Source organism: Streptomyces sp. NPDC087901 (assembly GCF_044742205.1).
Taxonomy (GTDB): domain Bacteria; phylum Actinomycetota; class Actinomycetes; order Streptomycetales; family Streptomycetaceae; genus Streptomyces.
In genome coordinates this window covers 764,958-791,628 of the sequence record NZ_JBIUUC010000001.1, presented here as the reverse complement: position 1 = coordinate 791,628, position 26,671 = coordinate 764,958, and the positions used below count along the sequence as shown (strand labels likewise).

General features: G+C 72.1%; 25 protein-coding genes and 1 other RNA gene. 12 read left to right on the top strand and 14 right to left on the bottom strand.

The annotated features are described in order from the left end of the window. Window position 1: 1 nt before the first annotated feature. Window positions 2–664 (top strand): ScbR family autoregulator-binding transcription factor, encoded by a 663-nt coding sequence (locus ACIOEW_RS03535; protein WP_350993888.1) that lies wholly within the window; start codon window positions 2–4, stop codon window positions 662–664. A 155-nt stretch (window positions 665–819) separates the two neighbouring features. Beyond that, window positions 820–1,197 carry a VOC family protein gene (locus tag ACIOEW_RS03530; protein ID WP_401960945.1) on the top strand — a complete coding sequence of 126 codons (378 nt, stop codon included), beginning with the start codon at window positions 820–822 and terminating at the stop codon, window positions 1,195–1,197. A 155-nt stretch (window positions 1,198–1,352) separates the two neighbouring features. Here ACIOEW_RS03530 and rnpB read toward each other — a convergent pair. The 3 genes from rnpB to ACIOEW_RS03515 all read right to left on the bottom strand — a co-directional run bounded on the left by rnpB (window position 1,353) and on the right by ACIOEW_RS03515 (window position 3,028). Then, an RNA gene (gene rnpB, locus ACIOEW_RS03525) (RNase P RNA component class A) lies at window positions 1,353–1,754 on the bottom strand. Between the two features lie 61 nt (window positions 1,755–1,815). Then, a complete protein-coding gene (locus tag ACIOEW_RS03520; RefSeq protein ID WP_401961537.1) occupies window positions 1,816–2,385 on the bottom strand; it encodes a Uma2 family endonuclease in 570 nt (189 codons plus the stop codon). Between the two features lie 115 nt (window positions 2,386–2,500). After that, window positions 2,501–3,028 (bottom strand): TetR/AcrR family transcriptional regulator, encoded by a 528-nt coding sequence (locus tag ACIOEW_RS03515; protein WP_362554690.1) that lies wholly within the window; start codon window positions 3,026–3,028, stop codon window positions 2,501–2,503. Between the two features lie 142 nt (window positions 3,029–3,170). Between ACIOEW_RS03515 and ACIOEW_RS03510 the strand changes: the two genes are divergently transcribed. Both ACIOEW_RS03510 and ACIOEW_RS03505 read left to right on the top strand, forming a co-directional pair. Continuing rightward, complete coding sequence (locus ACIOEW_RS03510) at window positions 3,171–3,914, top strand: MerR family transcriptional regulator (RefSeq protein ID WP_401960943.1); 744 nt, start codon at window positions 3,171–3,173, stop codon at window positions 3,912–3,914. After that, the gene (locus tag ACIOEW_RS03505; RefSeq protein WP_401960941.1) at window positions 3,911–4,780 is read left to right on the top strand and encodes a hypothetical protein; all 870 of its coding nucleotides are present in this window, start codon (window positions 3,911–3,913) and stop codon (window positions 4,778–4,780) included. Before ACIOEW_RS03510 ends, ACIOEW_RS03505 begins: the two co-directional genes overlap by 4 nt. On the opposite strand, the gene ACIOEW_RS03500 is transcribed toward ACIOEW_RS03505, so the two are convergent. Then, a complete protein-coding gene (locus ACIOEW_RS03500; RefSeq protein WP_401961535.1) occupies window positions 4,731–6,152 on the bottom strand; it encodes an RNB domain-containing ribonuclease in 1,422 nt (473 codons plus the stop codon). The two genes, ACIOEW_RS03505 and ACIOEW_RS03500, sit on opposite strands and share 50 nt — an antisense overlap. Before the next feature lie 190 nt (window positions 6,153–6,342). Here ACIOEW_RS03500 and yaaA point away from each other — a divergent pair, with 190 nt between their 5' ends. Together yaaA and eda are read left to right on the top strand one after the other, a co-directional pair. Beyond that, complete coding sequence (gene yaaA / locus ACIOEW_RS03495; RefSeq protein WP_401960940.1) at window positions 6,343–7,143, top strand: peroxide stress protein YaaA; 801 nt, start codon at window positions 6,343–6,345, stop codon at window positions 7,141–7,143. Window positions 7,144–7,228: 85 nt separating this feature from the next. Next, window positions 7,229–7,849 carry a bifunctional 4-hydroxy-2-oxoglutarate aldolase/2-dehydro-3-deoxy-phosphogluconate aldolase gene (gene eda / locus ACIOEW_RS03490; protein WP_401960938.1) on the top strand — a complete coding sequence of 207 codons (621 nt, stop codon included), beginning with the start codon at window positions 7,229–7,231 and terminating at the stop codon, window positions 7,847–7,849. A gap of 221 nt (window positions 7,850–8,070) precedes the next feature. On the opposite strand, the gene ACIOEW_RS03485 is transcribed toward eda, so the two are convergent. The 4 genes from ACIOEW_RS03485 to ACIOEW_RS03470 all read right to left on the bottom strand — a co-directional run bounded on the left by ACIOEW_RS03485 (window position 8,071) and on the right by ACIOEW_RS03470 (window position 12,246). Further along, a complete protein-coding gene (locus ACIOEW_RS03485; protein ID WP_362554699.1) occupies window positions 8,071–9,327 on the bottom strand; it encodes a bifunctional RNase H/acid phosphatase in 1,257 nt (418 codons plus the stop codon). Further along, window positions 9,327–10,070 (bottom strand): C4-type zinc ribbon domain-containing protein, encoded by a 744-nt coding sequence (locus ACIOEW_RS03480; protein ID WP_362554710.1) that lies wholly within the window; start codon window positions 10,068–10,070, stop codon window positions 9,327–9,329. Before ACIOEW_RS03480 ends, ACIOEW_RS03485 begins: the two co-directional genes overlap by 1 nt. After that, on the bottom strand, window positions 10,067–10,903 hold the full coding sequence (locus tag ACIOEW_RS03475) for a Nif3-like dinuclear metal center hexameric protein (protein WP_350993876.1): 837 nt from the start codon (window positions 10,901–10,903) through the stop codon (window positions 10,067–10,069). Before ACIOEW_RS03475 ends, ACIOEW_RS03480 begins: the two co-directional genes overlap by 4 nt. A 299-nt stretch (window positions 10,904–11,202) precedes the next feature. Beyond that, window positions 11,203–12,246: an iron-siderophore ABC transporter substrate-binding protein gene (locus tag ACIOEW_RS03470; RefSeq protein WP_362554701.1), complete on the bottom strand. Its 1,044-nt coding sequence runs from the start codon at window positions 12,244–12,246 to the stop codon at window positions 11,203–11,205. 198 nt (window positions 12,247–12,444) lie between these two features. On the opposite strand from ACIOEW_RS03470, the gene ACIOEW_RS03465 reads away from it, so the two are divergent. Further along, a complete protein-coding gene (locus ACIOEW_RS03465) occupies window positions 12,445–13,878 on the top strand; it encodes a hypothetical protein (protein WP_401960933.1) in 1,434 nt (477 codons plus the stop codon). Window positions 13,879–14,262: 384 nt separating this feature from the next. On the opposite strand, the gene ACIOEW_RS03460 is transcribed toward ACIOEW_RS03465, so the two are convergent. The 3 genes from ACIOEW_RS03460 to ACIOEW_RS03450 all read right to left on the bottom strand — a co-directional run bounded on the left by ACIOEW_RS03460 (window position 14,263) and on the right by ACIOEW_RS03450 (window position 17,272). Next, window positions 14,263–15,204 (bottom strand): 3-oxoacyl-ACP reductase, encoded by a 942-nt coding sequence (locus tag ACIOEW_RS03460; RefSeq protein ID WP_350994857.1) that lies wholly within the window; start codon window positions 15,202–15,204, stop codon window positions 14,263–14,265. 43 nt (window positions 15,205–15,247) lie between these two features. After that, window positions 15,248–16,324 carry a Zn-dependent alcohol dehydrogenase gene (locus ACIOEW_RS03455; protein ID WP_401960929.1) on the bottom strand — a complete coding sequence of 359 codons (1,077 nt, stop codon included), beginning with the start codon at window positions 16,322–16,324 and terminating at the stop codon, window positions 15,248–15,250. A gap of 75 nt (window positions 16,325–16,399) precedes the next feature. After that, window positions 16,400–17,272: a MaoC/PaaZ C-terminal domain-containing protein gene (locus tag ACIOEW_RS03450; RefSeq protein ID WP_362541370.1), complete on the bottom strand. Its 873-nt coding sequence runs from the start codon at window positions 17,270–17,272 to the stop codon at window positions 16,400–16,402. Between the two features lie 286 nt (window positions 17,273–17,558). Between ACIOEW_RS03450 and ACIOEW_RS03445 the strand changes: the two genes are divergently transcribed. The 5 genes from ACIOEW_RS03445 (at window position 17,559) to ACIOEW_RS03425 (ending at window position 21,403) form a co-directional block, all read left to right on the top strand. Beyond that, complete coding sequence (locus ACIOEW_RS03445; protein ID WP_401960926.1) at window positions 17,559–18,503, top strand: ABC transporter ATP-binding protein; 945 nt, start codon at window positions 17,559–17,561, stop codon at window positions 18,501–18,503. Beyond that, window positions 18,503–19,225 (top strand): ABC transporter permease, encoded by a 723-nt coding sequence (locus ACIOEW_RS03440; RefSeq protein ID WP_362541364.1) that lies wholly within the window; start codon window positions 18,503–18,505, stop codon window positions 19,223–19,225. Before ACIOEW_RS03445 ends, ACIOEW_RS03440 begins: the two co-directional genes overlap by 1 nt. 11 nt (window positions 19,226–19,236) lie before the next feature. Next, on the top strand, window positions 19,237–20,424 hold the full coding sequence (locus tag ACIOEW_RS03435; RefSeq protein ID WP_401960924.1) for a sensor histidine kinase: 1,188 nt from the start codon (window positions 19,237–19,239) through the stop codon (window positions 20,422–20,424). 26 nt (window positions 20,425–20,450) lie between these two features. Further along, window positions 20,451–20,681 (top strand): hypothetical protein, encoded by a 231-nt coding sequence (locus ACIOEW_RS03430; protein WP_401960921.1) that lies wholly within the window; start codon window positions 20,451–20,453, stop codon window positions 20,679–20,681. A gap of 89 nt (window positions 20,682–20,770) precedes the next feature. Then, entirely contained in the window at window positions 20,771–21,403 is a 633-nt protein-coding gene (locus ACIOEW_RS03425; RefSeq protein WP_362541439.1) for a response regulator transcription factor, read from the top strand. Window positions 21,404–21,430: 27 nt separating this feature from the next. On the opposite strand, the gene ACIOEW_RS03420 is transcribed toward ACIOEW_RS03425, so the two are convergent. From ACIOEW_RS03420 to ACIOEW_RS03410, 3 genes are all read right to left on the bottom strand, one after another. Then, window positions 21,431–22,861 (bottom strand): DHA2 family efflux MFS transporter permease subunit, encoded by a 1,431-nt coding sequence (locus ACIOEW_RS03420; RefSeq protein WP_401960918.1) that lies wholly within the window; start codon window positions 22,859–22,861, stop codon window positions 21,431–21,433. Window positions 22,862–22,950: 89 nt separating this feature from the next. Then, window positions 22,951–24,147, bottom strand: a complete 1,197-nt coding sequence (locus ACIOEW_RS03415) for a lipid-transfer protein (protein WP_401960915.1) — start codon at window positions 24,145–24,147, stop codon at window positions 22,951–22,953. A gap of 170 nt (window positions 24,148–24,317) precedes the next feature. After that, a complete protein-coding gene (locus ACIOEW_RS03410; protein WP_401960912.1) occupies window positions 24,318–26,492 on the bottom strand; it encodes an acyl-CoA dehydrogenase in 2,175 nt (724 codons plus the stop codon). Window positions 26,493–26,671: the final 179 nt, after the last annotated feature.

Sequence of the window (26,671 nt, the reverse complement as noted above, 5' to 3'; positions counted from 1 at the left end):
GATGGCACAGCAGGCGCGCGCGATCCAGACCCGCCGGTCGATCCTGGTGGCGGCCGCCGACGTGTTCGACGAGCGCGGGTACAGCAGCGCCACCATCAGCGAGATCCTGGCACGCGCGGGGGCGACCAAGGGCGCACTGTATTTCCACTTTGCCTCGAAGGAGGACCTCGCGCTCGGGGTGATGGACATACAGCTGCACAGCGATCCGCTGCCGCCCCAGCTGACGAAGCTCCAGGAACTGGTGGACCAGGGCATGCTCCTTGCCCACCGTCTGCGCCATGAGCCGCTGGTCCGTGCCAGCGTCGGCCTCGCCATGGACCAGGCCGTGGAGGGCCTCGACCGCGGCACACCTTTTCGCGCCTGGATAGACCGGCTCGAACACCTCCTGGTGACCGCCAAGGCGCAGGGTGAGCTACTGCCTCACGTCGATCCCAGCGAGGCGGCCGAGATGCTGGCGGGATCCTTCTCGGGCATCCAGGTGATGTCCCAGGTCCTGTCCAACCGCGAGGACCTGGGCCGGCGGATCTCGGTCCTGCTGCATTACGTCCTGCCGAGCATCTCGACGCCGGCCGTCCTGGCCACGCTGGACATGGCCGAAGATCGCGGTGAGCGTCTGCTCCGCAGCGTCGAAAACGTACCCAGCCAGGCCGGCGCCCCCAACTAGGCGTCCGCGGTGGCCTCTTGCCCACCGGAATCAGACCGACCGGTCCGCTACGGCTCGCCGAATACCCTGCGCGGCACCTGGTCGCGCACCCGGCCGTCCGGCCCCCCGCCCCGTAAGCTCGGTTGCTCACCGTCGGCCACCGACAGGAGTCACCGATGCCGGCCCGCCGCGTCGTCCCGAACATCCCGATCGGCACGGGTGACGGAAGCGGGGACGATCCCGAAGCCATGCGGGCCAACGCCGTCTTCTACGGGCACTTGGGCTTCGAAGAGGTCATGAACCACGGATGGATCATGACGCTCGCCTCCCCCTCCCACCCCACGGCCCAGATCAGCATCATGACCGCCGACAGAACCGGCCCCGTCACCCCGGACCTGAGCGTGGAGGTGGAGGACGTGGACGCGGCGTACGCGGCGGTGGTGGAGGGCGGCGCGGAGATCGTCTACGGCCCGGCCGACGAGGAGTGGGGCGTGCGCCGCTTCTTCGTACGCGATCCGAACGGGCGCGTCATCAATGTCCTGAGCCATCGGTGATCCGGCGGCGGCAGGGGCACACTGACGCTCCGGCCCCTGGGCCTTCCCAACGGACTTTCGGCCGGGGGCTCGGGGGAGGGTGATCCGGACGCCGATGTGCGTCAACGCCTGCTTCGGGGGCGGCAGCGGGGGTGCGGCCCCCGCAGGAGGAGCGGCAGACGAGTCGGGCTGTACGCCGGGTTCTGTCGCCCGGTCGCCTCGCGGCGGCCGGGGAGACGGCCATCCATCTAGGACCGGCATTGCTGCCGGTCTCGTGCGGTCTACCCGCGAACTCGGGCGGGCCGCCCTCGAACGTTCGCGCAGAGCCGTCTTGCGACGGCCCCTCTTGACCTTGCTCCGGGTGGGGTTTACCTAGCCGCCTGAGTCGCCTCAGGCGCTGGTGGTCTCTTACACCACCGTTTCACCCTTACCGGGGACCGAAGTCCCAGGCGGTCTGTTTTCTGTGGCACTGTCCCGCGGGTCACCCCGGGTGGCCGTTAGCCATCACCCTGCCCTGTGGAGCCCGGACGTTCCTCGGGAGGGTCCGAAGATCCTCACGCGGCCGTCCGCCCGGCTCGTCTGCCGTGGCGCCCATGCTACCCGTCCGGCCACGGAGTCCCGACAGGGCACGTGAACGGCTCAGATGAACGGCTCGGTCTCCAGATCGAGCGCGAAGGGCGCCGGAAGGCGGATCGGCTTGCCGAACGGAATCGTGCAGTGCTGGCGGTAGTCGTCCCCCTGCGGGTCGCTGAAGAGCGTCACCGAGGACTCCTCGCGGTCGACCAGCAGGTAGAGCGGGACGGGGCCTCGCGCGTAGCAGTGCCGCTTGCCCGTACGGTCGGCCGCCGGCTTGGACGAGGTGACCTCGACAACCAGGGCCACCCCCTCACACGGCATCCAAGGGTCCGCTCCCCGGTACAGGCGCAGTTCGGTGGGAGCGAACGTGCCGTCCGGGATGACGTGGTTCTTGGGGCACCCCCCGCCGCTGCGCAGCTTCAGGCCCTTGTTCCCGGAGAAGTCCATATCGGTCCGCGCATGCCTGATCACCTGCTTCATGATCACGCTGATGTAGTCCTCATGATCCCCGTCCGGCGGCGGCATCACGACAATCTCCCCCTCGATCAGCTCGGCCCGGAAGCCCTCCGGCGTGTCCAGCGCCAGGAAGCCCTCAAGCAGGACTTCCGCCTGCGAGAGCGGTTCGTGCGGCATGGCAGACATGTCACGCCCCTTCCTCGGTCGCTCGCCAGAATGGGACATCGGGGAATCCGCCGTCCGTGAGATGGGAGTGTTTCCCCCGATCGTGGCACAGGACAGCAGGCAGTTGTCAGAGGCGGACCGAGGCGAACGCCGCGATCCCTGCCGTCCAGGCCGCCGCGACGTCGGAGTCCGTGGGGAAGCGGCCGTTGAGCTCCATCGTGACCATCCCGTTGGCGAAGGCCCAGGCCGCTCTGGCAAGCCCCTCGTCGCCGGCCAGGGCGCGGAAGAGCGGGGCGGCGGCGCGCTCCTCCAGGTCCTGCGGGAGGGGGTGGCCGGTGGTGAGGCGGTAGAGGTGGGGGTGGGCCAGGGCGTGGGCGCGGTAGGCGGTGGCCAGGGCGGGGAAGGAGCCCGGGGCCGCGGCCTCGGCCGCTTCGAGCACCCCGGAGGTCTCCCGGAGCATCGCGTCGGCCAGGGCGTTCACCACGGACGACTTGTCCGGGAAGTGCTTGTAGAGCGAGGGCGCCGTGATGCCCACGCACCCTGCGAGGCGGCGCATCGTGAGAGCCTCAGGGCCCTCCTGCTCCAGCAGGGTGCGTGCGGCGGCGAGGATCTGACGGGCACGGTCGGTGGCGGGCCGGGCCGCGAGACCGGTCATGGCGCCCTCCTCTTCCTGCAGACTCGGGGTTGCGGAGCCGAAGGCGCGATCGTACGAGATGGGGAGACGCACCGCAGGGACCAGGGGGCGTGGCCCGGCGCTGCCTTGACCTTGCCGCAGCGTCAGGGTTTCTACTGGCCCCATGCGCATCGGAGAGATCGCCGCGCTCGTCGGGCTCACCCCGAGGGCCGTGCGGCACTACCACCAGATCGGTCTGCTGGCCGAGCCCGCCCGCCGGGCCAACGGCTACCGCTCCTACAGCGTGCGCGACGCCGTACTCCTGGCCCGGATACGGCGGCTCACCGAGCTGGGGCTCGGGCTGGACGAGGTGCGGGAGGTGCTCGCCGGTGACGCCGGGCGTCCGCTCGGGGACGTACTGCGTGAGCTGGACGCCGATCTGGCTCGTCAGGAGCGGGAGATCCGGGAGCGGCGACTGCGGCTCGCCCAGTTGATGGAGGGGCCGCTGACCGGTGTCGAACCCGTGTCGCCCGCGCTGGCCGAGCTGCTGGCCGCCGGGCCCGCCACCGACTCCCCGACCGCCGCCAAGGACCGGGAGCATCTGGCGTTGCTGGACACGGCCGTCGGCGACAGCGAGATCTTCGCCGGGCTGCGGACGCTGGCCGCCGACCCCGCCGTCCTCGCGCTGTACGAGGAGTTGGACGCGCTCGACGGGGCGCCCGTGGACGATCCGCGCATCGCGCCGCTGGCCGACCGGATGGTCGCGTTGACGCCCGACGCGTTGCTGGCCGCGATCCCGGACGGCGGACCGGTGATGACGGGGTTCGGGGAGGCGCTGCTGGCCGACTACCCGCCCGCGCAGGCCGAGGTGGTGCGCCGGGTGATGGTGGCGCTGACGGAGCGGGTCAAGGGGAGGACGGGGCGATGAGGGCGACGAGAGGGGTGCGGGGCGCGCAGCTCGTGACTGCGGCCGTGTTTCCCGCCGAGCTGGCGGTGGGGGTGTGCCTGGTGGCCGGTGTGCGGATACCGGGGGCCGTACTGGCCGGTGCGGAGGGGGTGGTTCTGGTTGCGTTCGCCCTGGAGGCCGTCGTGCTGGGGCGGCTGTGGCGCGCGGGGCGCAGGGAGGGTGCGGGACGGCGGGAAGCGGCGGTTGCGGCGCTGCGGACCGTCGTACCGGTGCCGGTCGGGCGGCTCGTCGCGCACGAGCTGCGGGCCCTGCACAGCCTGGGGCTGTGGGTGGTGCGGCGGCGGCATGCCGTGCCGGAGGGGGCACTGGCTGTCGCGTACACCGGGCCGCAGACCGCGATGATGTACGGCCTGGTCTTCGTCTCGGTGGTGGAGACGGTGATGCTGGCGCTGCTGATTCCCTGGCCCGTCGTGCACCGGATCCTGCTCGTACTGGATGTGTACGGGGTGCTGCTGGTGCTCGCCCTGCACGCCGCCTGCGTCACCCGCCCCCATGTCGTGGGCGGGGACGGATCACTGCGGATTCGCTACGGTGCGCTCTTCGATCTGCGGATCCCCGCTGCCTCGATCACCGCCGTACGGGTCGAACGGCGCTTCCCCGAGGGGCGGTTGGTTCAACTCGATCCTGACGGGGTGCTCGATCTCGCGGTCGGCGGCCAGACGACGGTGACGGTGGAGCTGGCCGCGCCGCTGGGTTTCGTACGACCCCTCGGCGGTCGCGGGCAGGCGCGCGCCGTCCGGTTCCAGGCGGATGATCCGCGGGCCGCCGTGGCCGCGCTCACGCGGGCGCGAACAGCACCTTCGACGATCCCGGATCTGCCTGGGTGAGCCGGACCCGCAGCCGCTCGCCCAGGGGGAGTTCGGCGGTGCCGCCCTCGATGCGGGCGACGATCGCCGGGTCGTCGATGTGGATGGTGCCGGCGGTCGGCTCCTGCTCCTTCACGTCGACCACGTACGCGTCGAAGACCGCACCGACCCGGTCCTTGAGCAGCGCCGCCTCGACGAGGTCGACGCACTCGCGCTCCACCGTGTTGGTGCGCCGGGTCCCGTCCGCCATCTCCTTGGGCAGCGCGGGAAGCGCGGTCAGGGCCCACTCGGGCGGATCGCGGTCCGCGGCGGCCGCGACGCACAGTTCGGCGGCGTACCGGTCGACGAGGCGTCGCAGCGGCGCGGTGCAGTGCGTGTAGAGCTCGGCGACCGCGGCGTGCACGGCGGGGGTGGGCAGTTCGCCGTTCTCGAACACGGTGTAGCCGGCGCCGCGCAGCAGCGTGGTGCACTCCTGGAGGAACGCCGCGTGGTTGGTCCGCTTCGGGTCGAGCGACCGGACGACCTGCGCGTACGGGACGTGGTGCGGCCAGTCGATACGCAGCGCCTCGGCCGAGCGGCGCAGCCGGGCCACCGCGCCGTCGGGGGCGACCGGGAGCGTGCGCAGGATGCCGGTGCCGGACTCCTGCATCAGCCGGGCCGCGGCCATGCCGGTGAGCAGTGAGATCTGGGCGTTCCAGCCGTCGGCGGGGAGCGGGGCGCGGTATTCGAGGCCGTAGGTGCCGTCTCGTTCGACGATCTCCTGCTCGGGCACGTTGAGCGAGATGCCGCCGCGGGCGACCTCCTGTTCCTCGCGCAGCGTGCCGATGTCCTTCAGCAGGGCGAGGGACTCCTCCGCGGTGCCCGTGTCGATCTGATGCTGCACGCCCGCGTAGTCGAGTTTGGCGCGGCTGCGTACGAGGGCACGGCGCACCCGGGTGGCGACGGCGCGGCCCTCGGCGTCGAGGTCGATCTCCCAGAGCACGGCGGGGCGGGTCTCGCCCGGCAACAGGCTGGCGGCGCCCTCGGAGAGCGTTTCGGGGTGCAGCGGCACCTTGCCGTCGGGGAAGTAGAGCGTGGTCACCCGGCGGTGGGCCTCGGTGTCCAGCGCACCGCCGGGGCGGACGAAGGCGGCGACGTCGGCGATGGCGTAGTGCACGCGGTAGCCGTGGGCCCGGCGTTCCAGGTACATCGCCTGGTCGAGGTCGGTGGAGGTGGGCGGATCGATGGTGAGGAACGGCAGATCCGTGGCGTCCTCGTGCCCGGCGACTTCCGGGTTCCGTGCCGCTTCGGCCGCCTCGGCAAGCACGTCGGACGGGAAGCGGTCAGGGAGTGCGAGCTCGGTGCGCAGCGCGCGCAGGGCCGTCCGCAGCGGCGTGTCGGCTGCGCCGGTCATGTGGAGATGGCGGCGGGGCATGGACCGAGCGTATGGCGGGGCGGGGCGGGCGGCATCCCGGGTGGCGGGATGGACGGGCGCCCGTTCCCCGTACGCTGGCGCGAGGGGTTCGAACGGATCCGGGCGACGCCGCGGGGATCCGTGCGCAGGCCGGAGGGCCCCTTTTCCGTACGTACGAAGGAGAACCGCCGTGCTCGTGCTGTTGCCGCCCTCCGAAGGAAAGGCCGCCTCGGGGCGCGGAGCACCTCTGAAGCCCGAGTCGCTCTCGCTGCCCGGTCTGGCCGGGGCGCGGGCCGCCGTGCTGGACGGGCTGGTGGAGCTGTGCGTCGCGGACGAGGAGAAGGCCCGCGTGGTGCTGGGGCTCAGCGAGGGGCTGCGCGGCGAGATCGCGAAGAACGTGGAGCTGCGGACCGCGGGGGCGCGTCCGGCCGGGGAGCTCTACACCGGGGTGCTGTACGACGCACTGGACCTGGCGTCCCTGGACGCGGCTGCCCGCCGCCGGGCCGGGAAGTCTCTGCTGGTCTTCTCCGGGCTGTGGGGCGCGGTGCGGGTGGGCGACCGGATTCCGCCGTACCGCTGCTCGATGGGGGTGAAGCTGCCGGGGCTCGGCGCTCTCGGGGCGTTCTGGCGCGAACCGATGGCGGAGGTCATGCCGGAGGCGGCCGGGGACGGTCTTGTGCTGGACCTGCGGTCGTCCGCGTACGCGGCGGCGTGGAAGCCGAAGGGTGCGGTGGCCGATCGCACGGCGAGCGTGCGGGTGCTGCACTCCCAGCTGGTGGACGGGGTGGAGAAGCGGTCGGTGGTCAGCCACTTCAACAAGACCACGAAGGGCCGGATGGTCCGCGATCTGCTGCAGGCGGGGGCCCGGCCGAAGGACCCGGCGGAGCTGGTGACGGTCCTGCGGGACCTGGGGTACGTGGTGGAGGCCCAGGCACCCGCGCGGTCCGGGCGGACGTGGGAGCTCGATGTGGTGGTGACGGAGATCCACTGACCCGGCCACGGGAGCACTTCTAGGCCCGTTGCATCATGTGCAACGCTCGTTGCGTACGGTGCGGTATGCGGGGCAGGATGAGGGCATGACCTCCTCCGTACTGGACCTTGCCCCCGTCGTGCCCGTCGTCGTGCTGGAGGACGCCGCCGACGCGGTGCCGCTCGCCCGGGCCCTGGTCGCGGGCGGGCTTCCGGCGATCGAGGTGACGCTGCGGACCGCCGCCGCCCTGGACGCGATCAAGGCGATCGCGGCGGAGGTTCCGGACGCGGTGGTCGGCGCCGGCACGGTGATCTCGGCGCGGAACGTCTCGGACACCGTGGCCGCGGGCGCCCGGTTCCTGGTGAGTCCCGGCTGGACGGACGCGCTGCTGGACGCGATGAAGGCGTCGGGGGTGCCGTTCCTGCCGGGTGTCTCGACGACGTCCGAAGTGGTCGCGCTGCTGGAGCGCGGGGTCACCGAGATGAAGTTCTTCCCGGCCGAGGCGGCGGGCGGCACGGCCTATCTGAAGGCGCTGTCCGCCCCGCTCCCCCAGGCCAGGTTCTGCCCGACCGGCGGCATCTCGCTCGCCTCGGCGCCCTCCTACCTGGCCCTGCCGAACGTCGGCTGCGTCGGCGGCAGTTGGATGATCCCCGGCGACGCGGTGGCGGCCCGGGACTGGTCCCGGGTGGAGCGGCTGGCCGCCGAGGCGGCTGCGCTGCGCGGCTGAGCGGAGGGCGCCGCCCCGGAGTCCGGTGCCGGCCGGCCGCAACTCGTCGCGATTCGAACGCATGCTTCCCGGAGGTCCGGGGCACGAGACCTTTGAAGGCACGTGACCCGGACTCCGGGATACCCGGGCTCCGGCAGGCAATCCCCCGGCCTGCCGGAGCCGCCCCGGCCCCATCGGCCTCCCCCCGGCCGATGGGGCCGAGTGCTGTCCGGGCACGGTGGCTACGACAGGTGGGACGTGTCGTTCAGCAGCCGTACGGAGGCGTTGCCGTCCGCGTAGTAGGCCACGGTCGACACGGACGCCGCCGAGAGCTCCATCCGGAACAGCGACTCGGGCGGTGCGCCCAGCGCCAGCCGGACGAGGGTCTTGATGGGTGTCACGTGCGTGACCACGAGAACCGTGCGCCCGGCGTAGCGGGTGACGAGGCGGTCGCGGGCGGCGGCGACACGGCGGGTGACCTCGGCGAAGGTCTCGCCGCCACCGGTCGGGGCGGCCTTGGCGGAGGCGAGCCAGGCGTCCAGATCGGCGCCGTACCGCTCCTTGGTCTCGCCGAACGTCAGGCCCTCCCAGGCGCCGAAGTCCGTCTCGCGCAGCCCTTCCTCGATCCGGACCTCCAGACCCAGCCGGGCCGCCACCGCGGCGGCCGTCTCGCGGCAGCGGCGCAGCGGGGAGCTGACGATCTCCTGCACCGTTCCGCGCGCGGCGAAGGCGTCGGCGGCCCGCTCGGCCTGCCCGCGGCCGACGGCGGAGAGCTCGGGATCGGTGCCGCCGCTGCCGGAGAACCGCTTCTCGGGGGTGAGGGCGGTCTCGCCGTGGCGGAGCAGCACGAACGTGGCGGGTGCGCCGAGGTCCGGGGCGACACCCCAGCCGACCTGCGGGGTGGTCGTGGCGGCGCGAGCGGGACGGTTCAGCGCCGCCCTGGCCCTCGCCGCACCGGCCGCCGCGTCACCGGGCGGTCCGGAGACCGGCGGCAGGGCGGCGGCCACCGAGGACCTCGGGGTGTCGAGGTCCGCCGTCGATGACGCCGGCTCCCACTGCTTGCCGCGCTTGCCCGCATCCATCGCCTCGTTGGCGAGCCGGTCCGCGTGCTTGTTCTGCTCGCGCGGGATCCACTCGTACGTGACGGCGGACGCCGGCAGGACGCGTGCCGCCTCGGCCGCGAGCGGCTTCATGTCGGGGTGCTTGATCTTCCAGCGGCCCGACATCTGTTCCACGACCAGCTTGGAGTCCATCCGGACGTGCACCCGCGGCCCGCCGTCGGCCGAGGCATCCGGAACCAGCGCCTTCGCGGCCCGGAGTCCGGCGATGAGGCCCTTGTACTCGGCGACGTTGTTCGTCGCGACGCCGATGTACTCGGCGGCCTCGGCCAGGGTCTCCCCCGTCGCCGGGTCGATGACGACCGCGCCGTAACCGGCGGGCCCCGGATTGCCCCGGGAGCCGCCGTCGGCCTCGACGACGAACTGGCGCGGCTGCGTCACTACAGACCCGAGTCCGCGGTGCGGACCAGGATGCGGTGGCAGTTCTCGCAGCGCAGCACCGTGTCGGAGGACGCGGCCTTCACGTCGTTGACCTCGGTGATGTTGAGCTCGAGACGGCAGCCCTCGCAACGGCGCTGGTAGAGGCGGGCGGCGCCCACCCCGCCCTGCTGGGAGCGGAGCTTGTCGTACAGCTTGAGCAGATCCGCGGGGACGGAACCGGCGACGACCTCGCGCTCCTTGGTGACCGTCGCGGTCTCCGTGTCGATCTCCTGGGTCGCGGCGTCCCGGCGGGCGGTGGCGTCGTCGGCCTTGGCCTGCACGGCGGCGACCCGGTCGGTCAGCTCGGCGACCCGCTCCTGCGCGGACTCGCGGCGCTCCATGACCTCGAGGACGACGTCCTCCAGGTCGCCCTGGCGCTTGGCGAGCGAGACGATCTCGCGCTGCAGGCTCTCCAGGTCCTTGGGCGAGGTGACCGCTCCGGAGTCCAGGCGCTGCTGGTCGCGGGAGGCGCGCTGGCGCACCTGGTCGACGTCGTGCTCCGCCTTGGTCTGCTCGCGGGCGGTGTCGCTCTCCTCGGTCGTCGAGGCGACGAGGAGGTCACGGAGCTGGGCGAGGTCGGCCGTGAGCGACTCGATCTCGGCGTGCTCGGGCAGGGAGTTTCGGCGGTGCGCAAGCTGGGAGAGACGCTGGTCGAGGGCCTGGACGTCGAGGAGTCGGATCTGGTCGGCGGGCGCGGCGTTCAGTTGGGGGCTCCAGAAGAGTGGTGGGTGGTCCAGGGGTCGGTGACCTGCTTCGAGACATGGACCCGCAGGTCCCATCCGTGGCGGTCGGAAATCGCGTCGAGCTGTGCGGCGGCCTGCTCGCACCACGGCCACTCGGTGGCCCAGTGTGCGGCATCGACCAGGCCGAGCGACGAGTGCTGGACGGCCTCGGAGGCCGGGTGGTGGCGCAGGTCCGCGGTGAGGAAGGCGTCCACGCCCGCGGCGCGCACCGCGTCGAAGAGGCTGTCGCCCGATCCGCCGCTCACCGCGACGGTCCGCACGAGGGACTCCGGGTCGCCCGCGAGGCGGATGCCCTGCGCGGTGGCGGGCAGCCGGGCAGCGGCCCGGGCGGCGAACGCGCCGAGGGTCTCGGGGTGGTCGAGCGCGCAGATCCGGCCGAGGCCGCGGCGGCCGGCGGGGTCCGTGGGGTCCGGTACGAGGGGCCGCTCGACACGCAGGTCGAGGGCGCCCGCCAGGGCGTCGGAGACGCCGGGATCCGCGGAGTCCGCGTTGGTGTGGGCCACGTGCAGCGCGACGTCGTGCTTGATGAGGGTGTGCACGACCCGGCCCTTGAAGGTGCCGGCCGCGACCGTCGTCGTACCACGCAGATAGAGCGGGTGGTGGGTGACGATCAGCTGGGCGCCGAGCTTCAGCGCCTCGTCGGCGATCTCCTGCACGGGATCGACGGCGAAGAGCACCCGGTCGACCTCGGCGTCCGGATCACCGCAGACGGTGCCGACCGCATCCCATCCTTCGGCCCGCTCGGGAGGCCACAGGGCGTCGAGCTCGGCGATGACTTCAGACAGACGGGGCACAAAGGAAAGGCTACCTGGCCTCCGTGCCCCGCATCCCATGGCCGGTCGGACCCGTGGCATCGGGCCGCCGGGCGGTCATCAATCGTTACGTCCCGGCGCCGCGCCGCAAGGCGGTGCCGCGTCACGAGCGGGGCGCGGCCGGCAGCTGCGTCACAGGGCGCGAGGCGCAGGGCTCATCGCACGCTGCGTTCCGGGACGCGACGCACCGTCGCGCCAGAGGACGCAGGACACAGAGCGCAGGACACGCCGCGCCCCGAGGGGCAGGGCGCAAGGCGCGGGGGCGCCGGCGCGCGGGCGGGCTACTTCACGAGGTCCGCGCGCAGGTCGTCGAGGACCAGGTTCGCGGCCGTGACGCCCAGACCGAGGTACCAGGTCTCGTCGGAGACGTTCTTCGCCCGGCCCTCCTTGACGGCCTTCAGGTTCTTCCACAGCGGGTTGGCCTGAGTCGTGTCGCGCTTGGTGGCCTTCACGTCGCCGTACACACCGGTGAAGATCCAGTCGGCGTCCGCCTCGTCGATCTTCTCCGGGCTGATCTCCGCGGCCAGCTCGTCGATCTGCTGGTTCTCGGGCCGCGGCAGGCCCGCGTCGTCGAGGATGGTGCCGATGAAGGAGGCCTTGGCATAGAGACGGATCTTGTCCGGCAGGTAGCGGACCATGGAGATGGTCGGCTTCTTCGGGCCGATGTCCTCGCCGAGCTTCTTCGCGTTCGCCTCGTAGGCGCCGAGCGCCGACTTCGCCTTGGCGGTCCTGTCGAGCGCCGCGGCGTTGAGGAGGTAGTTCTCCTTCCAGGTGAAGCCCGGACGGATGGCGAACACGGTCGGTGCGATCTTGGACAGCTCGTCGTACTTGTCCGCGGCGCGCAGCTGGCTGCCGAGGATCAGGTCGGGCTTGAGTCCGGCGATCGCCTCAAGGTTGAGGTTGTTGATCGTGCCGACGTTCTTGGGGTCGCCCGCGTCCTTCTTCAGGTACGACGGGATCGCCGCGTCGCCCTCGGAGGGGGCGTAGCCCACCGGCTTCACACCCAGCGAGACGACGTTGTCGAACTCACCGACGTCGAGCACGACGACCCGCTTCGGGGCCGCCTTGAGCTCGGTCTTGCCCATGGCGTGCGTGACGGTACGGGGGAACGTGCCCGCCGGGGCGTCGGTGCCGTACTCCGCGGTCTTCTTCGCCGCGTCGCCGAAGTCCTTGCCGCCCGTCGCGACCGCGGCCTTCTTGTCGGCACCGGCCTCGGACTTGCCCGAGGCGCCGGAGTTGCCGTCGTCGCTCCCGCAGGCGGAGAGGGACAGGGCGGCCGCTACGGCCAGGCCGACTGCGGCAGTGCCGCGGCGACGAAGGGACATCACTTGCTCCAGTCGAGGATCACACAGGTAACTCTTAGGAATGCCTTACCTTAGGCACCCCGCATCCCGTAGAGCACAACCACCCCCGCCTTCTCAGGCGAATCCGGGCATCGCCACCCTTATGTGTGAAGTGACGTGGCTCGTGTTGTTCGGCAGGAAGTGCGATAACTAGCTTCGGTTGCCGGAGGTGATGAGGCGATGACTGTCTGTGCCATCGAGGACGGGACCGCTGAGGCGGCCGGAACCGGCGAGACGGTGGAGCCGGGGCCCGACGAGCCGGAGGAAGCCGGGGAGGCACCGGCGGCGGCCGGGAGCGCAGCGGCCCTGCCGGAGCCGTTGCAGCAGCCGGCGACAGTCGGGGCGGTCTCGTCGGTGACGTCGGGAGGCCCGATGGAGGCCGTCACGTCGGGAGGCCCGCTGGAGGCCGTCACGTCGGAGGGCCCGCTGGAGCCCGTCGCGTCGGGTGAGCAGCTGGGGCCGGGCCCTGGCGAAACGGTCCTGCCCGCCTTCACGCTCACTGCCGACGGCGGCTACGCGGCACGGCTCACGGCCGCCCGCGGCGTCGCCACCGGAACGGAACCGGGCAGCACGCCCGCCTGGTACGCCGAGCGCTGGACGCTGGACGGCCCCGAGCCGTACGCCGTGCCACTCCCGCTGGACCAGCCGGAGGAGGCCGACTCGCAGGTGCTGCCGCTCGCCGACGGCCGGGTGCTGATCCGGCGCCGGGTCGCCGGCCGGCACACCTTCTCGCTGCTCTACCCGACCGGGCCCGGCACCGGTGAACTCCAGCTGGGCGCCGTCGAATGCGGCGATCTGACCCTGCTGCCGCCCTCGCCGGACGGTGTCAGTGCGTACGCCCTGTCGGTCGGCGCGTACTCCACCGGGCTCTGGCTGGTGGCGGGCGGCGCGTTCGGACCGGAGCACATCGTGGACCTGCCGGGGCGCTGTTCCGGCGGAGTCTGGCTGGACCGGGCGGGCCGGCTGCTGGCCCTGGACCGGGAACCGGCGGGCGGCGGCCCGGTGAAGGCGGTCGCGGTGGACCTGGGGCGTGGCGCCGAAATGACCCCCCTGCTCCAGATCGCACCGGACAGCAACGACCGGCTGCTGCTCGCCGATCCGGACAGCGGCCTGCTGCTGATCCGCTCCGACGCGCCGGGGCACGACCGGCTCGGCTGGGGGGTGCTGGGCAGTTGCCTGCCGGTGCGCTTCCCGGAGTGCCTGCGTCTGCCGGATGCCGCCGTGACGCCGTTCGCGGTGCAGCCGGGGCAGATGCTGATGCCGGAGAGCTGCGCGGTGGCCCTGCGGATCGACGGGGCCGGGGGCAGCTGGGCCGGGATCTGGCGCCCGTCGGGCCGCCGGCTGCACCACCTCGCCGCGCCCGAGGGATGGCTGGCCGGCAGCGGGGTCTGGTCGCGTGACGGGGTGCTCAGACTGCCGTACGCGAACGCGGAGACAGCCTGCGCGGTCGCGCTCCTGACGGCCCCCGTCGACGTACAGCCGACCGGGCATCCGGGCCCGGCGCACTGCACGGAAAGCGGTATGCAACCCTCCGCCGCCGTAACGCCTCCTCCTGTGTGCAGACCCGTTCCCCTGGGGCAGGCGCCGCTCGTGGGGCGTACCGCACCTGACTAGAGTTGGGCCGGGGATCTCACGCAATCGCGCACCGCGGTCGCCGACGGTGACCGTTCCCGGGCGGTGGTGCGAGGGCCCCGGAGACCAACACGCAAGCGATCACAACGGGGTGACTTCCCAGATGTCTGAGGCGCGATCCGACACGACCCAGACGCGTCCGCCGGGGGCGGACGCGCAACGGGCCGAAGCCGGCGGCTACGGAAAGCACCGAGGGGGTGTGGCGACGGACGACACGGCAGCACAACCGCACGGCCGCCACCGCCGCCCCTCCGAAGGTGGCAGCAGGGCGGCCTGACCTCCGCCCAGGAAATTCAACGAGGGAGAGGAGGGCCCCCGCAGCCGGCCGGCTGCGGGGGCCCTCCTCTGTCTCCGTCCGAGACGGGCTCAGCCGCGCTTGAGTCCGAGGACCTCCGCCGCCGCGAACGTCTCGTTCGGCGGCCGGTCCGCGTAGTACGGGGAGATCAGCTCGTCCAGCTCGTCGAAGGAGAACGTCTCCTTCGACGAGTCGAACTTCGCCGCCACTCGCGGGCGTTCGACGATCGCGACCATCCCACCGTGCACCACGAGCAGTTGCCCGTTGACCTTGGCGGCCGCCGGGGATGCCAGATAGCCGACGAGCGGGGAGACGTGCTCGGGCGCGAGCGCGTCGAGCCGCCCGTCCTGCGGCTCCTGGAAGCCCGCGAAGACGTCCTCGGTCATCCGGGTCCGGGCGCGCGGGCAGATGGCGTTGGCGGTGACGCCGTACTTGGCCAGGGCCAGCGCGGTGGAGGTGGTCAGTCCGACGATGCCGCCCTTGGCCGCCGCGTAGTTGGGCTGCCCCGCCGAACCGGCCAGGAACGCCTCCGACGAGGTGTTGACGATCCGGCCGTAGACCGGGCCGCCGGACTCCTTGGACCTCGACCGCCAGTGGACGGCTGCGAAGTGCGTGGTGTTGAAGTGGCCCTTGAGGTGCACCCGCAGGACCGAGTCCCACTCGTCCTCGGTCATCGAGAAGATCATCCGGTCGCGCAGGATGCCCGCGTTGTTGACCAGGATGTCGAGCTTGCCGTAGGTGCTGACGGCCAGCTCGACCAACGCGCGGGCCTGCTCGTGGTCGGAGACATCGCCGAGGTGGGCGACCGCCCGCCCTCCGGCGGCCCGGATCTCCTCGGCGACCTCCTCGGCGGGGGCGGCCGACGCCTCGCCCGAGCCGTCGCGGCCCGGTTGCCCGTAGTCGTTGACGACGACGGCCGCGCCGAGCCGCGCCAGCTCCAGCGCTTCGGCCCGTCCGAGGCCGCGGCCTGCACCGGTGACGATCGCGGACAGTCCGTCCAGGGGAAGTGACATCGGTTCTCGGGGTCCTCTCGGGAGGGGGCGGGCGGTGAGGTCGTCAGAGTTCGATGCAGGTGCGCAGCGATTCGCCGGTCCGCATCTGGTCGAGGGCGTCGTTGATGCCGTCGAGCCGCACCCGGTGGGTGATCATCGATTCGAGGTCGATGCGACCGGCCCGCCAGAGCGCGATGGCCCGCTCGTACGACCGGAGCACGTCCCCGCCTCCGTACATGGAGGGCAGGATCCGCTTCTCGTCGAAGAACAGCTCGAACATGTTGACCTGGAAGTTGTCGTCCATGGCGCCCGCACCGACGATGCAGAGGGTGCCGCCGCGCCGGGTCTGCTCGTACGCGGTGCGGGCCGTGGCGGACTTGCCGACGACCTCGAAGACGTAGTCGAAGCCCTCGCCACCGGTGATCCGCTGCTTGGCGTCGGCGAACTCGTCGGGTGAGACCGCCTCGGTCGCGCCGAACCGCAGCGCCGCCTCGCGACGGGAGGCCACCGGGTCCACGGCGACGATCTGGGCGGCGCCCTGCACCCGGGCGCCCTGGATGGTGGAGATGCCCACGCCGCCGCAGCCGATCACGGCGACCGACGAACCGGCCTCCACCTGCGCGGTGTTGATGGCGGCGCCGAGGCCGGTGGTGACCCCGCAGCCGATCAGCGCGGCGATCTCGAACGGCACGTCGTCGGGGATCGGCACCGCGCAGCCCGCGCCGACGACGACCTCCTCGGTGAAGGTGCCGGTCCCTGCGAACCCGAACACATCGCCGCCCGGGCGCTTGAAGTTGGGCGTACCCGCGTTCATGAAGCCGGCCAGGCAGAGGTGGGTCTGGCCGCGTTTGCAGGCCTGACAGGTGCCACAGGCCGGCAGCCAGCAGACCAGCACCCGGTCCCCCGCGCTCAGCCCGGTCACCCCGTCGCCGACGTCGATGACCTCGCCGGCACCCTCGTGGCCGGGGATGAACGGGGCGGGCTGCGGCAGTACCCCGCTCATCGCGGAGATGTCGGAATGGCACAGCCCGGTGGCCCGGACGCGAAGCCTGACCTTTCCGGGGCCGAAGCCCACCGCCTCGACGTCGTCGAGTACTTCGAGTTTGTCCTGGCCGATCTCGTGCAGTACGGCTGCGCGCATGGTGCGGCTCCCCTCACGGGCCTGCGGTGCTCTTGGAATCGGTACGGGTACGGGCTTTCACATGCGGATTCGGGTTCAGGAGTGTTCGACGAAGGTGTCGCCGAGGACCATGGCGTTGTCCCTTTCCATGGCTCGCACCTCGACCCGCACCTCGTTCTCGCCGGTCCACATCTCGATGCGGAGGGTCTCGCCGGGGAAGACGACCCCGGTGAACCGGGTGCGGTAGGAGCGGATACGGGTCACGTCGCCGCCGAGCACCGTGTCGGTGACGGCCTTGAGCGTCATGCCGTAGGTGCACAGGCCGTGCAGGATCGGCCGGTCGAAGCCCGCCTTCGCGGCGAAGTCCGGGTCGGCGTGGAGCGGGTTCCAGTCCCCGGAGAGGCGGTACAGCAGCGCCTGGTCGGGGCGGACCGGCCGTTCCACTACGCGGTCGGGGGCGATGGCGGGATAGGCCATCCGCTCGGACGGGCCGCGCTCGCCGCCGAATCCGCCCTCGCCGCGCACGAAGATCTGGGAGTCGCTGGTCCACAGCGGGCCGTCGTCGTCGGCGGCCTCGGTACGCAGTACCAGCACGGCCGCCTTGACCTTGTCGTACACCGCGGCGACCTTCGAGGTCACTGCGGCGCTGCCCTTCACCGGGACCGGCCGGTGCACCCGTACGCTCTGCCCGCCGTGCAGGACGGCCGCGAGGTCGATGTCGACACCGGGTACGGAGAGGCCGCCGGCCATGGCCGTGCCCGCGCCGGCGACCGTGGCGAAGGAGGGCAGCACCTGGAGCCGGGACTCCAGCGTGTAGCGCAGCTCGCCGGGGTCGACGGCGGGGTCGGCCAGGTCGGGACGGGCGCCCGCGCCGATCCCGAGGTGGTAGAGCTGGACGTCCTTGTGGTCCCAGCTGATCCGGCTGGTCCGGGGTTCGGCAGCGAGAGCTTTTTCGGCATCAATGGGCATGGGGAAGCTGCTCCTCGACGGTGAAAGACCTCGGTGCGGCCGTCCGCACCGTCGGCCGCACCGAGGTCGTGCGGGGACCGGAGACCACGCCCGTTCTAGAACGCGTTCTAGCCGGTTGGCCCTATGTATAACGCAGCGCCGAGCACTTGTGAAGACTGCTGACGTCTCGTCAGATCCACATTCACGCAGCCTCTTCGCCCTCCGCCACGGGCGATGACATTTGTCATCGCCGAGTCCGTACATACGCCTCTGCCACGACGGCTCCCGGCTCCGTAGCGTCGTACGCATGACGCAGACAACGGGGAACGGGGCCGCGGTGGTCTTCACCGGGGCGGTGAAGACCTTCGGCAGACCCGGACAGCGGGTGCGGGCCGTGGACGGGATCGGACTGACCGTCGAGCGGGGCGAGACCGTCGCCCTGCTCGGGCGCAACGGCGCGGGCAAGTCCACCGCGATCAGCCTCCTGCTCGGGCTGAACGAGCCGGACGCCGGCAGTGTGCAGGTGCTGGGTCGCACCCCCGAACAGGCCGTACGGGCGGGCCTGGTCGGGGCCATGCTCCAGGACGGGCGCCCCATCCAGCGGGTCACCGTCCGCGAACTGATCACGTTCGTGGCCTCCACCTACCCGAGGCCGCTCCCGGTCGCCGAGGCGCTGGACCTGGCGGGTGTCGCGGAGTACGCGAACCGGCGGATCGACAAGCTCTCCGGCGGCCAGATCCAGCGGGTCCGGTTCGCCGTCGCCCTCGCAGGAAATCCGGAACTGATCGTGCTGGACGAGCCGACCGCCGCACTGGACGTGGAGGGGCGGCACGCGTTCTGGGAGTCCATGCGGGCCTATGCCCGGCGCGGCAACACCGTGCTCTTCTCCACCCACTATCTGGAGGAGGCCGACGAGAACGCCGACCGGATCGTCGTCGTCGACCGCGGCCGGATCGTCGCGGACGGCAGCGGCGAGGCCATCAAGGCGGCGGCCGGCCACAGCCAGGTCTCCTTCGATCTGGCGGGCCGGTCCACCGAGGGCCTGGAGCTGCTGCCCGGTGTCGTGACCGTCGAGGTGACCGGCGACCGGGCGGTGCTGCACACCGACGACTCGGACGCCACCGTCGTGGAGCTCGCCCGGCTCGGCCTGATCCGCGGCCTCCAGGTGTCCCTGGCGACGCTGGAGGCCGCTTTCCTCTCCCTCACCGCGCCGGCCGCCGGCGCCTCCAGGCCCGCGAAGGAGTCCGTCTGATGTACCAGTACATCGTGCTCGAAATACGCCGCACCCTGCGCGACGGCACCTTCCTCGTCTTCGGCACCGGAATGCCGGTGATGATGTACCTGATCTTCACGAACATCGGTGGCGGTGACGGAGTCGACGGCTGGAAAACCGCCTCGATGGTCGGCATGGCCGCGTACGGCGCACTGGGCTCCGCCATGTCGATCGGCACGGGCGTCGCCTCCGACAAGTCCCTCGGCTGGCTCCAGCAGTTGCGGATCACCCCGCTCTCCCCCACACACGCGGTCGTGGGCCGGGCGGTCAGCGGTTCGGTGACCGTGCTGCCGACGATCCTGACGGTGCTGCTGGCCGGCGGGCTGGTCAACGGGGTACGGATGGCGGTCTGGCAGTGGGCCGTGCTGGTGCTGCTGCTCTGGATCGGCGCGCTGCCCTTCACCCTGCTCGGAATCGGCAACGGCTACCGGCTCACTCCGCAAGGCACCGGAGTCGTCAACGTCGCGTGTCTGATGGGCTTCGGTGTCGTCGGCGGACTGTGGTTCCCGCTGGAGCTGCTGCCCGGGTGGCTGCGCTCCCTCGGCAGGTTCACCCCCGCCAACCGGTTCGCCGACCTGGGCTGGGCCACCACCGAAGGCCACGCGCCCGGCGCCACCACTCTCGCCGTACTCTCCGCCTGGCTGCTGCTGTTCGGCATGTACGCCGTGATCTCGTACCGTCGGTCCGCGAGGACCGTGTGACGGGAGTGAACATGCCCAGGAACGGAAGAGCAGCCCGGAGGGAACGGCGCCGGCTGCGCCAGGAGGGGCGCCGGCCCGGCCCCCCGGGACCGTACGTCCTGCTGCCCTGGCTCCTGATGGGCCTGGGTTCCTTCTCCAACCTCTTCCAGGGCGAGACGCCCAACCCGTGGATCGGCGGCCTCGGGCTTCTTGCCTTCAACTCCCTCTACATCTCCGTGGTGTTCCGCGGATTCGTGAAGGAGAAGCGCGAGAGCCCGGTGTCGTACGTCCTGCTGGGCGCGATGGCAGCCATCACCTTCGGACTGGCGATCGGCTACGGCGGCAGCTGGCTGCTCTTCTTCCCGCTGCTCTCGCTGGCGTGCGGCACCATCCTGCGCCACCGCTGGCTCGCCGCCGGGCTGCTCGGCCTCGCCGTGTCCGCGTGCCTGATCGCGGTGTGGCGCGAGGACGGCGGGCCGACGCCCTGGACGCTGGGCTACGGGACGTTCATCTCGGGTGCGGTGACGGCCGCGATCCTCACCCTGTCGGAGACGGTGATGGAACTGCGCGCCACCCGGCAGGAACTGGCCCGTACCGCCGTCGAGAAGGAACGGCTGCGCTTCTCCCGCGATCTGCACGACCTGCTGGGCCACACGCTCTCGGTGATCGTCGTCAAGTCGGAGGCGGCGCGCAGGCTCGCACCGCGTGACGTCGACGCCGCGCTCCTCCAGGTCGCCGACATCGAATCCGTCGGCCGGCAGGCGCTCACCGAGATCCGCGAGGCGGTCACCGGCTACCGCGAGGGCAGCCTGGCCACCGAACTCGACGGTGCCAGATCCGCGCTGACCGCCGCCGGGATCGAACCGTCCGTCCGCCGATCGGGCCCCCCGCTCGCGCCGCAGACGGAGGCGCTGCTGGGCTGGGTGGTGCGGGAGGCCGTCACCAACGTCGTCCGCCACTCCACCGCCACCGTCTGCGCGTTCGTCGTCGACGGCACCCCCGACCGGGTCCGTCTCACGGTCACCGACGACGGCCGGACCCCGGCGACACCGCCGTCCCCGGGCATAGGCGGCACGGGCCTGAAGGGCCTCACCGAACGCCTCGCCGTGGCCGGCGGCTCACTGGAGGCGGGGCCTGGGCCGGAGGGCGGCTTCGTGGTGACGGCGGAGCTTCCGGCGGGCACGCCGGGCGCACCGGACGACGAGGCCGGCGAGAGCTGAACGGCTTCGCGGAGGAACTGGAAGGAGTGGAACCGGCGTCCCTCGCCCGCAACGCCTGGATGGATTCGGCGCACATGGTGCTGGTCCTCGTGGCCTTCTGCGGCGGGGCGGCGGCGGCATGGTCCGCGAGGCGTTGCTACGGCCTGCCCGAGTTCCGCCAAGCGCTCCGCACAGTCGTCGGCGCGGCCCTCGGCGGGACCGTGCCAGGCGGATGGAAACGCATGGTCCAGGCTCTGGAGTTGGCCCCCGTCCAGTAGCCGCCGGGCTTGAGGGCCGGGCGTGCGTCCACGGCCTTGCCGGACCGGCCCGACAGGCAGCCCGCCCTACGCTGTCCCCCGTGAACGAGATGCCGCAGGATCACCGGCCGACCAATTCCGTACGAGTGCTGCTCGCCGAGGACCAGGGCATGATGCGCGGCGCGCTGGCCCTGCTGCTCGGGCTGGAGCCGGACATCGAGGTGGTCGCCCAGGTGGGCGCGGGCGACGAGATCGTGGCCGCCGCCCTGATGTCCCGGCCCGATGTGGCGCTCCTGGACATCGAACTCCCGGGTCGCAGCGGCCTGGACGCGGCCGCCGATCTGCGCGAGGAGGTGCCGGACTGCCGGGTGCTGATCCTCACCACGTTCGGCCGGCCCGGCTATCTGCGGCGCGCGATGGAGGCCGGGGCGGCCGGCTTCCTGGTCAAGGACGGGCCGGTCGAGGAGCTCGCGGTGGCGATCCGCCGGGTGCTGACCGGGGAGACAGTCATCGACCCCGCCCTGGCCGCCGCCGCCCTGAGCGCGGGGCCGAGCCCGCTGACCGCGCGGGAGCGCGATGCGCTGATGGCCTCGGTGGACGGCGCGACGGTCGCCGACATCGCGCTGAAGCTGCACCTGTCGGAGTCGACCGTCCGCAACTACCTGTCCGCGGCGATCGGGAAGACGGGCACACGCAACCGGATGGAGGCGGTCCGGGCAGCCCGGCAGCAGGGGTGGCTCTGAGGACGGTGCCGGTACCCGGCGCAGCCGTCAGCGCTTCGCCGACCCGTGGCGCGGCAGCCAGAAGACCATCAGCAGCAGTCCGCCGAGCAGCACCCCGCCCGCCGTCCGGAAGGCCAGCGCGTAACCGGCCGTGAGCTCCACCGCGTCCGTGGAGCCCGCCGTGCGGGCCGCGGCGACCGTGGAGAGCACGGCCAGGCCGAGTGCACCGCCCATCGTGCGGGAGGTGTTGACGAGGCCGGAGACCAGGCCGGCTTCGCCGGGGGCCGCGCCCGAGGTGGCGAGGGTGGCGAGCGGGGTGGCCGCGAGGCCGGTGCCTGCCATCATCAGGATGCCGGGCAGGCAGACCGCCGTGAGATACGAGCCGTCGGCCGTCATCGTGGACTGCCAGCCGAAGCCCGCGGCCGCGGTCGCCGTGCCGATCAGCGCCAGGTTCTTCGCGCCGGTGCGGACCATGAGCCGCGGCGCGCACTTGGAGCCGACCACGACGGCCACCGAGGTGGGAATCAGGGCGAGTCCGGCCTCCAGTGCGGAGTAGCCCAGGACGTTCTGTGCGTACACGGTCATGAAGTACCACATCGAGAACGTGGCCGAGCCGATCACGAACATCGCCACGTTCGCCGAGGCCACCGCCCGCGCCGCCAGCACCCGCAGCGGCATCAGCGGCTTCGCGGTGCGGGCCTCCACCAGGACGAACAGGGTGAGCAGCGCCACTCCGCCCAGCAGCGGAAGCAGGGTCGCGACGGCGGTCCAGCCCGATTCCTCGGTCTGCACGATGCCGTAGGCGACCGAGGCCAGGCCCGCCGTGACGAGCAGCGCGCCCAGGAGGTCGATACGGCTGCGCTCACCGGCCCGGCCCTCGGCGAGCCGGAGTGCGGCGCCGGCCAGGACGAGCACCCCGATGGGTACGTTGATGAGCAGGACCCACCGCCAGGACAGGGCGTCGGTGAGCACCCCGCCGATCAGTCCGCCGGCCGCACCGCCGCCCGCTCCGACGGCCATCCAGGTGCCGATGGCCCTGGTCCTGGCCGGCCCCTCGGGGACGGCCGCGGTGAGCAGGGTGAGGGTCGCGGGGGCGAGCACCGCGGCGCCGAGTCCCTGGGCGGCGCGGGCGGCGAGCAACTGCCAGCCCTCCTGGGCGAGTCCTCCGGCGAGGGAGGCGGCGGTGAACAGGCCGAGGCCGACGAGGAACATCCGCTTGCGGCCGTAGAGGTCGGCGGCCCGCCCGCCGAACAGCATGAATCCGGCGAACGCGATCGAGTACGCGTTGAGCACCCATTGCAGTCCCGCGGCGCTCAGCCCCAGGTCGGTGCGCATGGACGGGAGGGCCACATTGACGACGGACACGTCGAGCACGACGAGGAACTGGCCGGTACAGGCGGCGACCACGACCGCCCAGGTACGGGTCCGGGTACCGCCGCCACGGCGTGTGGGCGTCGAGATGTCAACCATGAACGTCATACTCTCAGCCACCTCGCGACCCGTACATCGGTTTCCAGGCCGTACCGGCCTCGGTCCAGCGGCGTAGGACCGAGGGCTCCACCGGGCCCTCACCGCCGCAGGAGCGTCACCACCGCCGCTCCCCCGAGCCCGATGTTGTGGGCGAGTCCGGTCCGGGCGTCCGGCACCTGGCGGGCCCCCGCCTCGCCCCTGAGCTGCCAGGTGAGTTCGGCGGCCTGGGCGATTCCGGTGGCCCCGAGCGGGTGCCCCTTGGAGATCAGCCCGCCCGACGGGTTCACCACCCAGCGGCCGCCGTGGGTGGTGGCGCCGGACTCGACGAGCGCCCCGGACTCGCCCTCGCCGCACAGTCCGAGCGCCTCGTAGGTGAGGAGTTCGTTGATGGAGAAGCAGTCGTGGAGCTCGATGACGTCGAGGTCGTCGGGCCCGATGCCGGCGGTCTCGTACACCTGCCGTGCCGCCTCCCTCGACATGGGCAGTCCGACCGCGTCGATACAGGTCCCGGAGGCGAAGGAGGCCTCGGTGTCGGTCGTCATGGCCTGGGCGGCGATCTCGACCGCCCGGTCGCCGAGGTCGTGTTGCCCGACGAAGCGCTCGGAGACGACGACGGCCGCTGCCGCCCCGTCGGAGGTCGGTGAGCACTGGAGCCGGGTCAGGGGGCGGTGGATGGGCTTGGCCGCGAGGACCTCGTCGACCGTGTACGGGTCCTGGAACTGGGCGTACGGGTTGCCGGCCGAGTGGCGGTGGTTCTTGGCGGCGACGGCGGCGAGCTGCGCCTCCGTGGTGCCGTACCGCTCCATGTGTTCCCTGGCGGCGTTGCCGAAGATCTGCGCGGTGGGCGGGGTCATCTCGAAGCCGTGGGCGGCGGCCATGATCCCGTAGTGCCGGGCCACCGGGGATGTCTTGAAGTCGCCGGCGCCGCCGTCGGATCCGCCGCCGCCGAGCGATCCGCGCGCCATCTTCTCGAAGCCGAGCGCCAGGACGCAGTCGCTGCCGCCGCCCTCGACGAACTGGCGGGCCATCATGAGGGCGGTGGAGCCGGTGGCGCAGTTGTTGTTGACGTTGTAGACGGGCACACCGGTCAGTCCGAGCTCGTAGACGGCGCGCTGTCCGGCGGTGGAGGCCTGGAAGCAGTAGCCGACGGCGGCCTGCTGGATGTCCTCGTACGCGACCCGCGCATCGGCGAGCGCCGCGCTCCCGGCCTCCTTGGCCATGTCCCAGTACTGCCAGTCGCGGGTCTCGGGCTTCTCGAACTTCGTCATCCCGACGCCGACTATGTATGCCTTCATATCGTGTCCTCTCAGAGGGGGCGGCGATTGGGGGTGGGTGAAGGAGCGGGGCGGGGTGCGTGCGGCTGCAAGGCGGAGGACTGAGCCGTGGCGGAGCCATGGTGGTCGACGGCAACGCGGCAGATGCGCGTGGCCGGCCCCGCGACGCCGCCCCCCGTCGCCGCTCCCTCTCAGTCCCGGGGGAGGCCGAGGATGCGCTCGGCGACGACATTGAGCTGAACCTGGGTGGTGCCGCCCGCGATGGTGAGGCAGCGGGACATCAGGAAGCCGTGCACCGTCCGCTCCCCCGCTCCCTCGCACACCGCCCCGTCCGGGCCGAGGAGTTCGAGGGCGAGCTCGGCGACCTTCTGCTGGTGGGCGGTCTGGACGAGCTTGCGTACGGAGGCTCCCGCGCCCGGTTCCAGTCCGGAGACCTGCTGGAGTGTGGTCCGCAGCCCGATGCAGGCCAGCGCGTGGGCCTCGGCGGCGAGTGCCCCGATCCGGGCCCTGCAGGCGCCGTCGAGTCCTTCGGCACGTTCGATCAGGGCTTCCAGACCGGTGTCGAAGGTCAGCTGGTCGGCCATGTGGACGCGTTCGTTGCCCAGGGTGTTGCGGGCGACCTGCCAGCCGCCGCCGGCCTCGCCGACGAGGGCGTCCGCGGGCAGCAGGACGTCGTCGAAGTACACCTCGTTGAAGAGGGAGTCGCCGGTGATCTCCTTCAGCGGGTGGATGTCGATGCCCTCGGTGTTCTTCATGTCCACGAGGAAGTAGCCGAGTCCCTGGTGCTTGGGGGCGTCCGGGTCGGTCCTGGCGAGCAGGATTCCGTGGTCGGCCCACTGGGCGGCGCTCGTCCACACCTTCTGGCCGTTGATCCGCCAGCCCTCGGGGGTCCGTTCGGCCCGGGTGCGCAGCGAGGCGAGGTCGGAGCCTGCGCCGGGTTCGGAGAACAGCTGGCACCAGAGGAGTTCGCCGCGCAGCGTGGGCAGGAGGTAGCGGTCCTGCTGCTCGGCGGTTCCGTGCGCGATGAGGGAGGGCACCACCCAGGTGGCGATCCCCAGATCGCTCAGCTTCACGCCCTGCTCGCGCAACTCCTGTTGCACGGCGAGTTGTTGTACGGGGCCGGCGCCCAGTCCGTAGGGCGCGGGCAGATGAGGGGCCGCGTAGCCGGTGGGGGCGAGGGCGCGGCGGGCGGCTCTCGGGTCGAGGCCGCGGGCGGCCGCGAGGGCCTCGCGGGCCGACGTGCGGTGCTCTGCCGCCTGCGCCGGGAGTTCGAGGGTGAGTTCGCGGCGCGCTCCGCCTCCGGCCAGGCGGACGGCTCGCTGCCGGTGTTCGTCCCCGGCGCCCAGCAGCTGGCGCGCCACCAGGGCGCGGCGCAGATACAGGTGGGCGTCGTGCTCCCAGGTGAAGCCGATTCCGCCGAGGATCTGGATGCTGTCCTTGGCGCAGCTGTACGCGGCGTCCAGGGCGGTCGCCGCGGCGAGTGCGGCGGCCAGGCCGCGCACTCCCTCGGGTTCACCGGCCGCGCGGGCGGCGTCCCAGGCCAGCGCGCGGGCCTGTTCGACGCGTACGAGCATGTCGGCGCACAGGTGCTTGACGCCCTGGAACTGTCCGATGGGGCGGCCGAACTGCTCGCGCACCTTGGCGTGTTCGGTGGCGGTGTCCAGCGAACGGGCCGCGACGCCGCACGCCTCGGCGGCGAGGAGGACGGCGGCGAGGTCGCGGACGAGCCCGGAGTCGGTACGCAGGGCGCGTTCCGCGGGGACCAGGACCCCGTCGGCGCGGACCGCGGCGGTGGGCCGGGTGGGGTCGGCGCTGCGGTGCGGGCGCACGGTGAGGCCCTGCGCGGCGCCGTCGACGGCGAACCAGCGGATGCCGGTGGCCGAGGTGGCGGGCAGCAGGAGCAGGTCCGCCTCGGCGCCGGACAGCACCGGCGGCAGCTCGCCGTCCAGGAGGTGGCCGTCCTCGTGCTCGACGGCGGTGAGACCGCCGGGGCCGAGGGCGACGGCCCCGATGCGGGTACCGTCCGCCAGGCCGCGCACCAGCTCACCGGCGCCCGAGGCGTGCAGGACCGCCGAGGCGAGGGCGCTCGCCAGGTACGGGCCCGGCAGTGCGGCGCGGCCCGCCTCTTCGAGGACGACGGCCAGATCGAGGAGATCGCCGCCCCCGCCCCCGTACTCCTCGGGCAGATGGATGCCGAGGAGCCCCTGCTCCGCGAGCCCGTCCCAGTACGCGGGGCGTGCGCGAGGGGCGGCGAGGGCTTCCGCGTCGAGCAGTTTGCGGATTTCCCCGGGCGGTACGGCACGTGCCAGCCATCCCCGCACGGCCTGTGCGAGCTCCCTGTGTTCTTCGGTGATTCCGATGCCCATGCGGATCCTCGCCGGTCGCAGCCACTGGAACGGCGCAAGAGTAGAACACGTTCCAATCTGACGGAAGGTCAGATGCGCCCCGACTTACGACCGGGCCGGAAACCGGGCAGGCCGCCTTGACCTGTTCTTGCCTCATTCACCGGAATACCACGGGCATCCGGAAGGTTTCACCATGCACG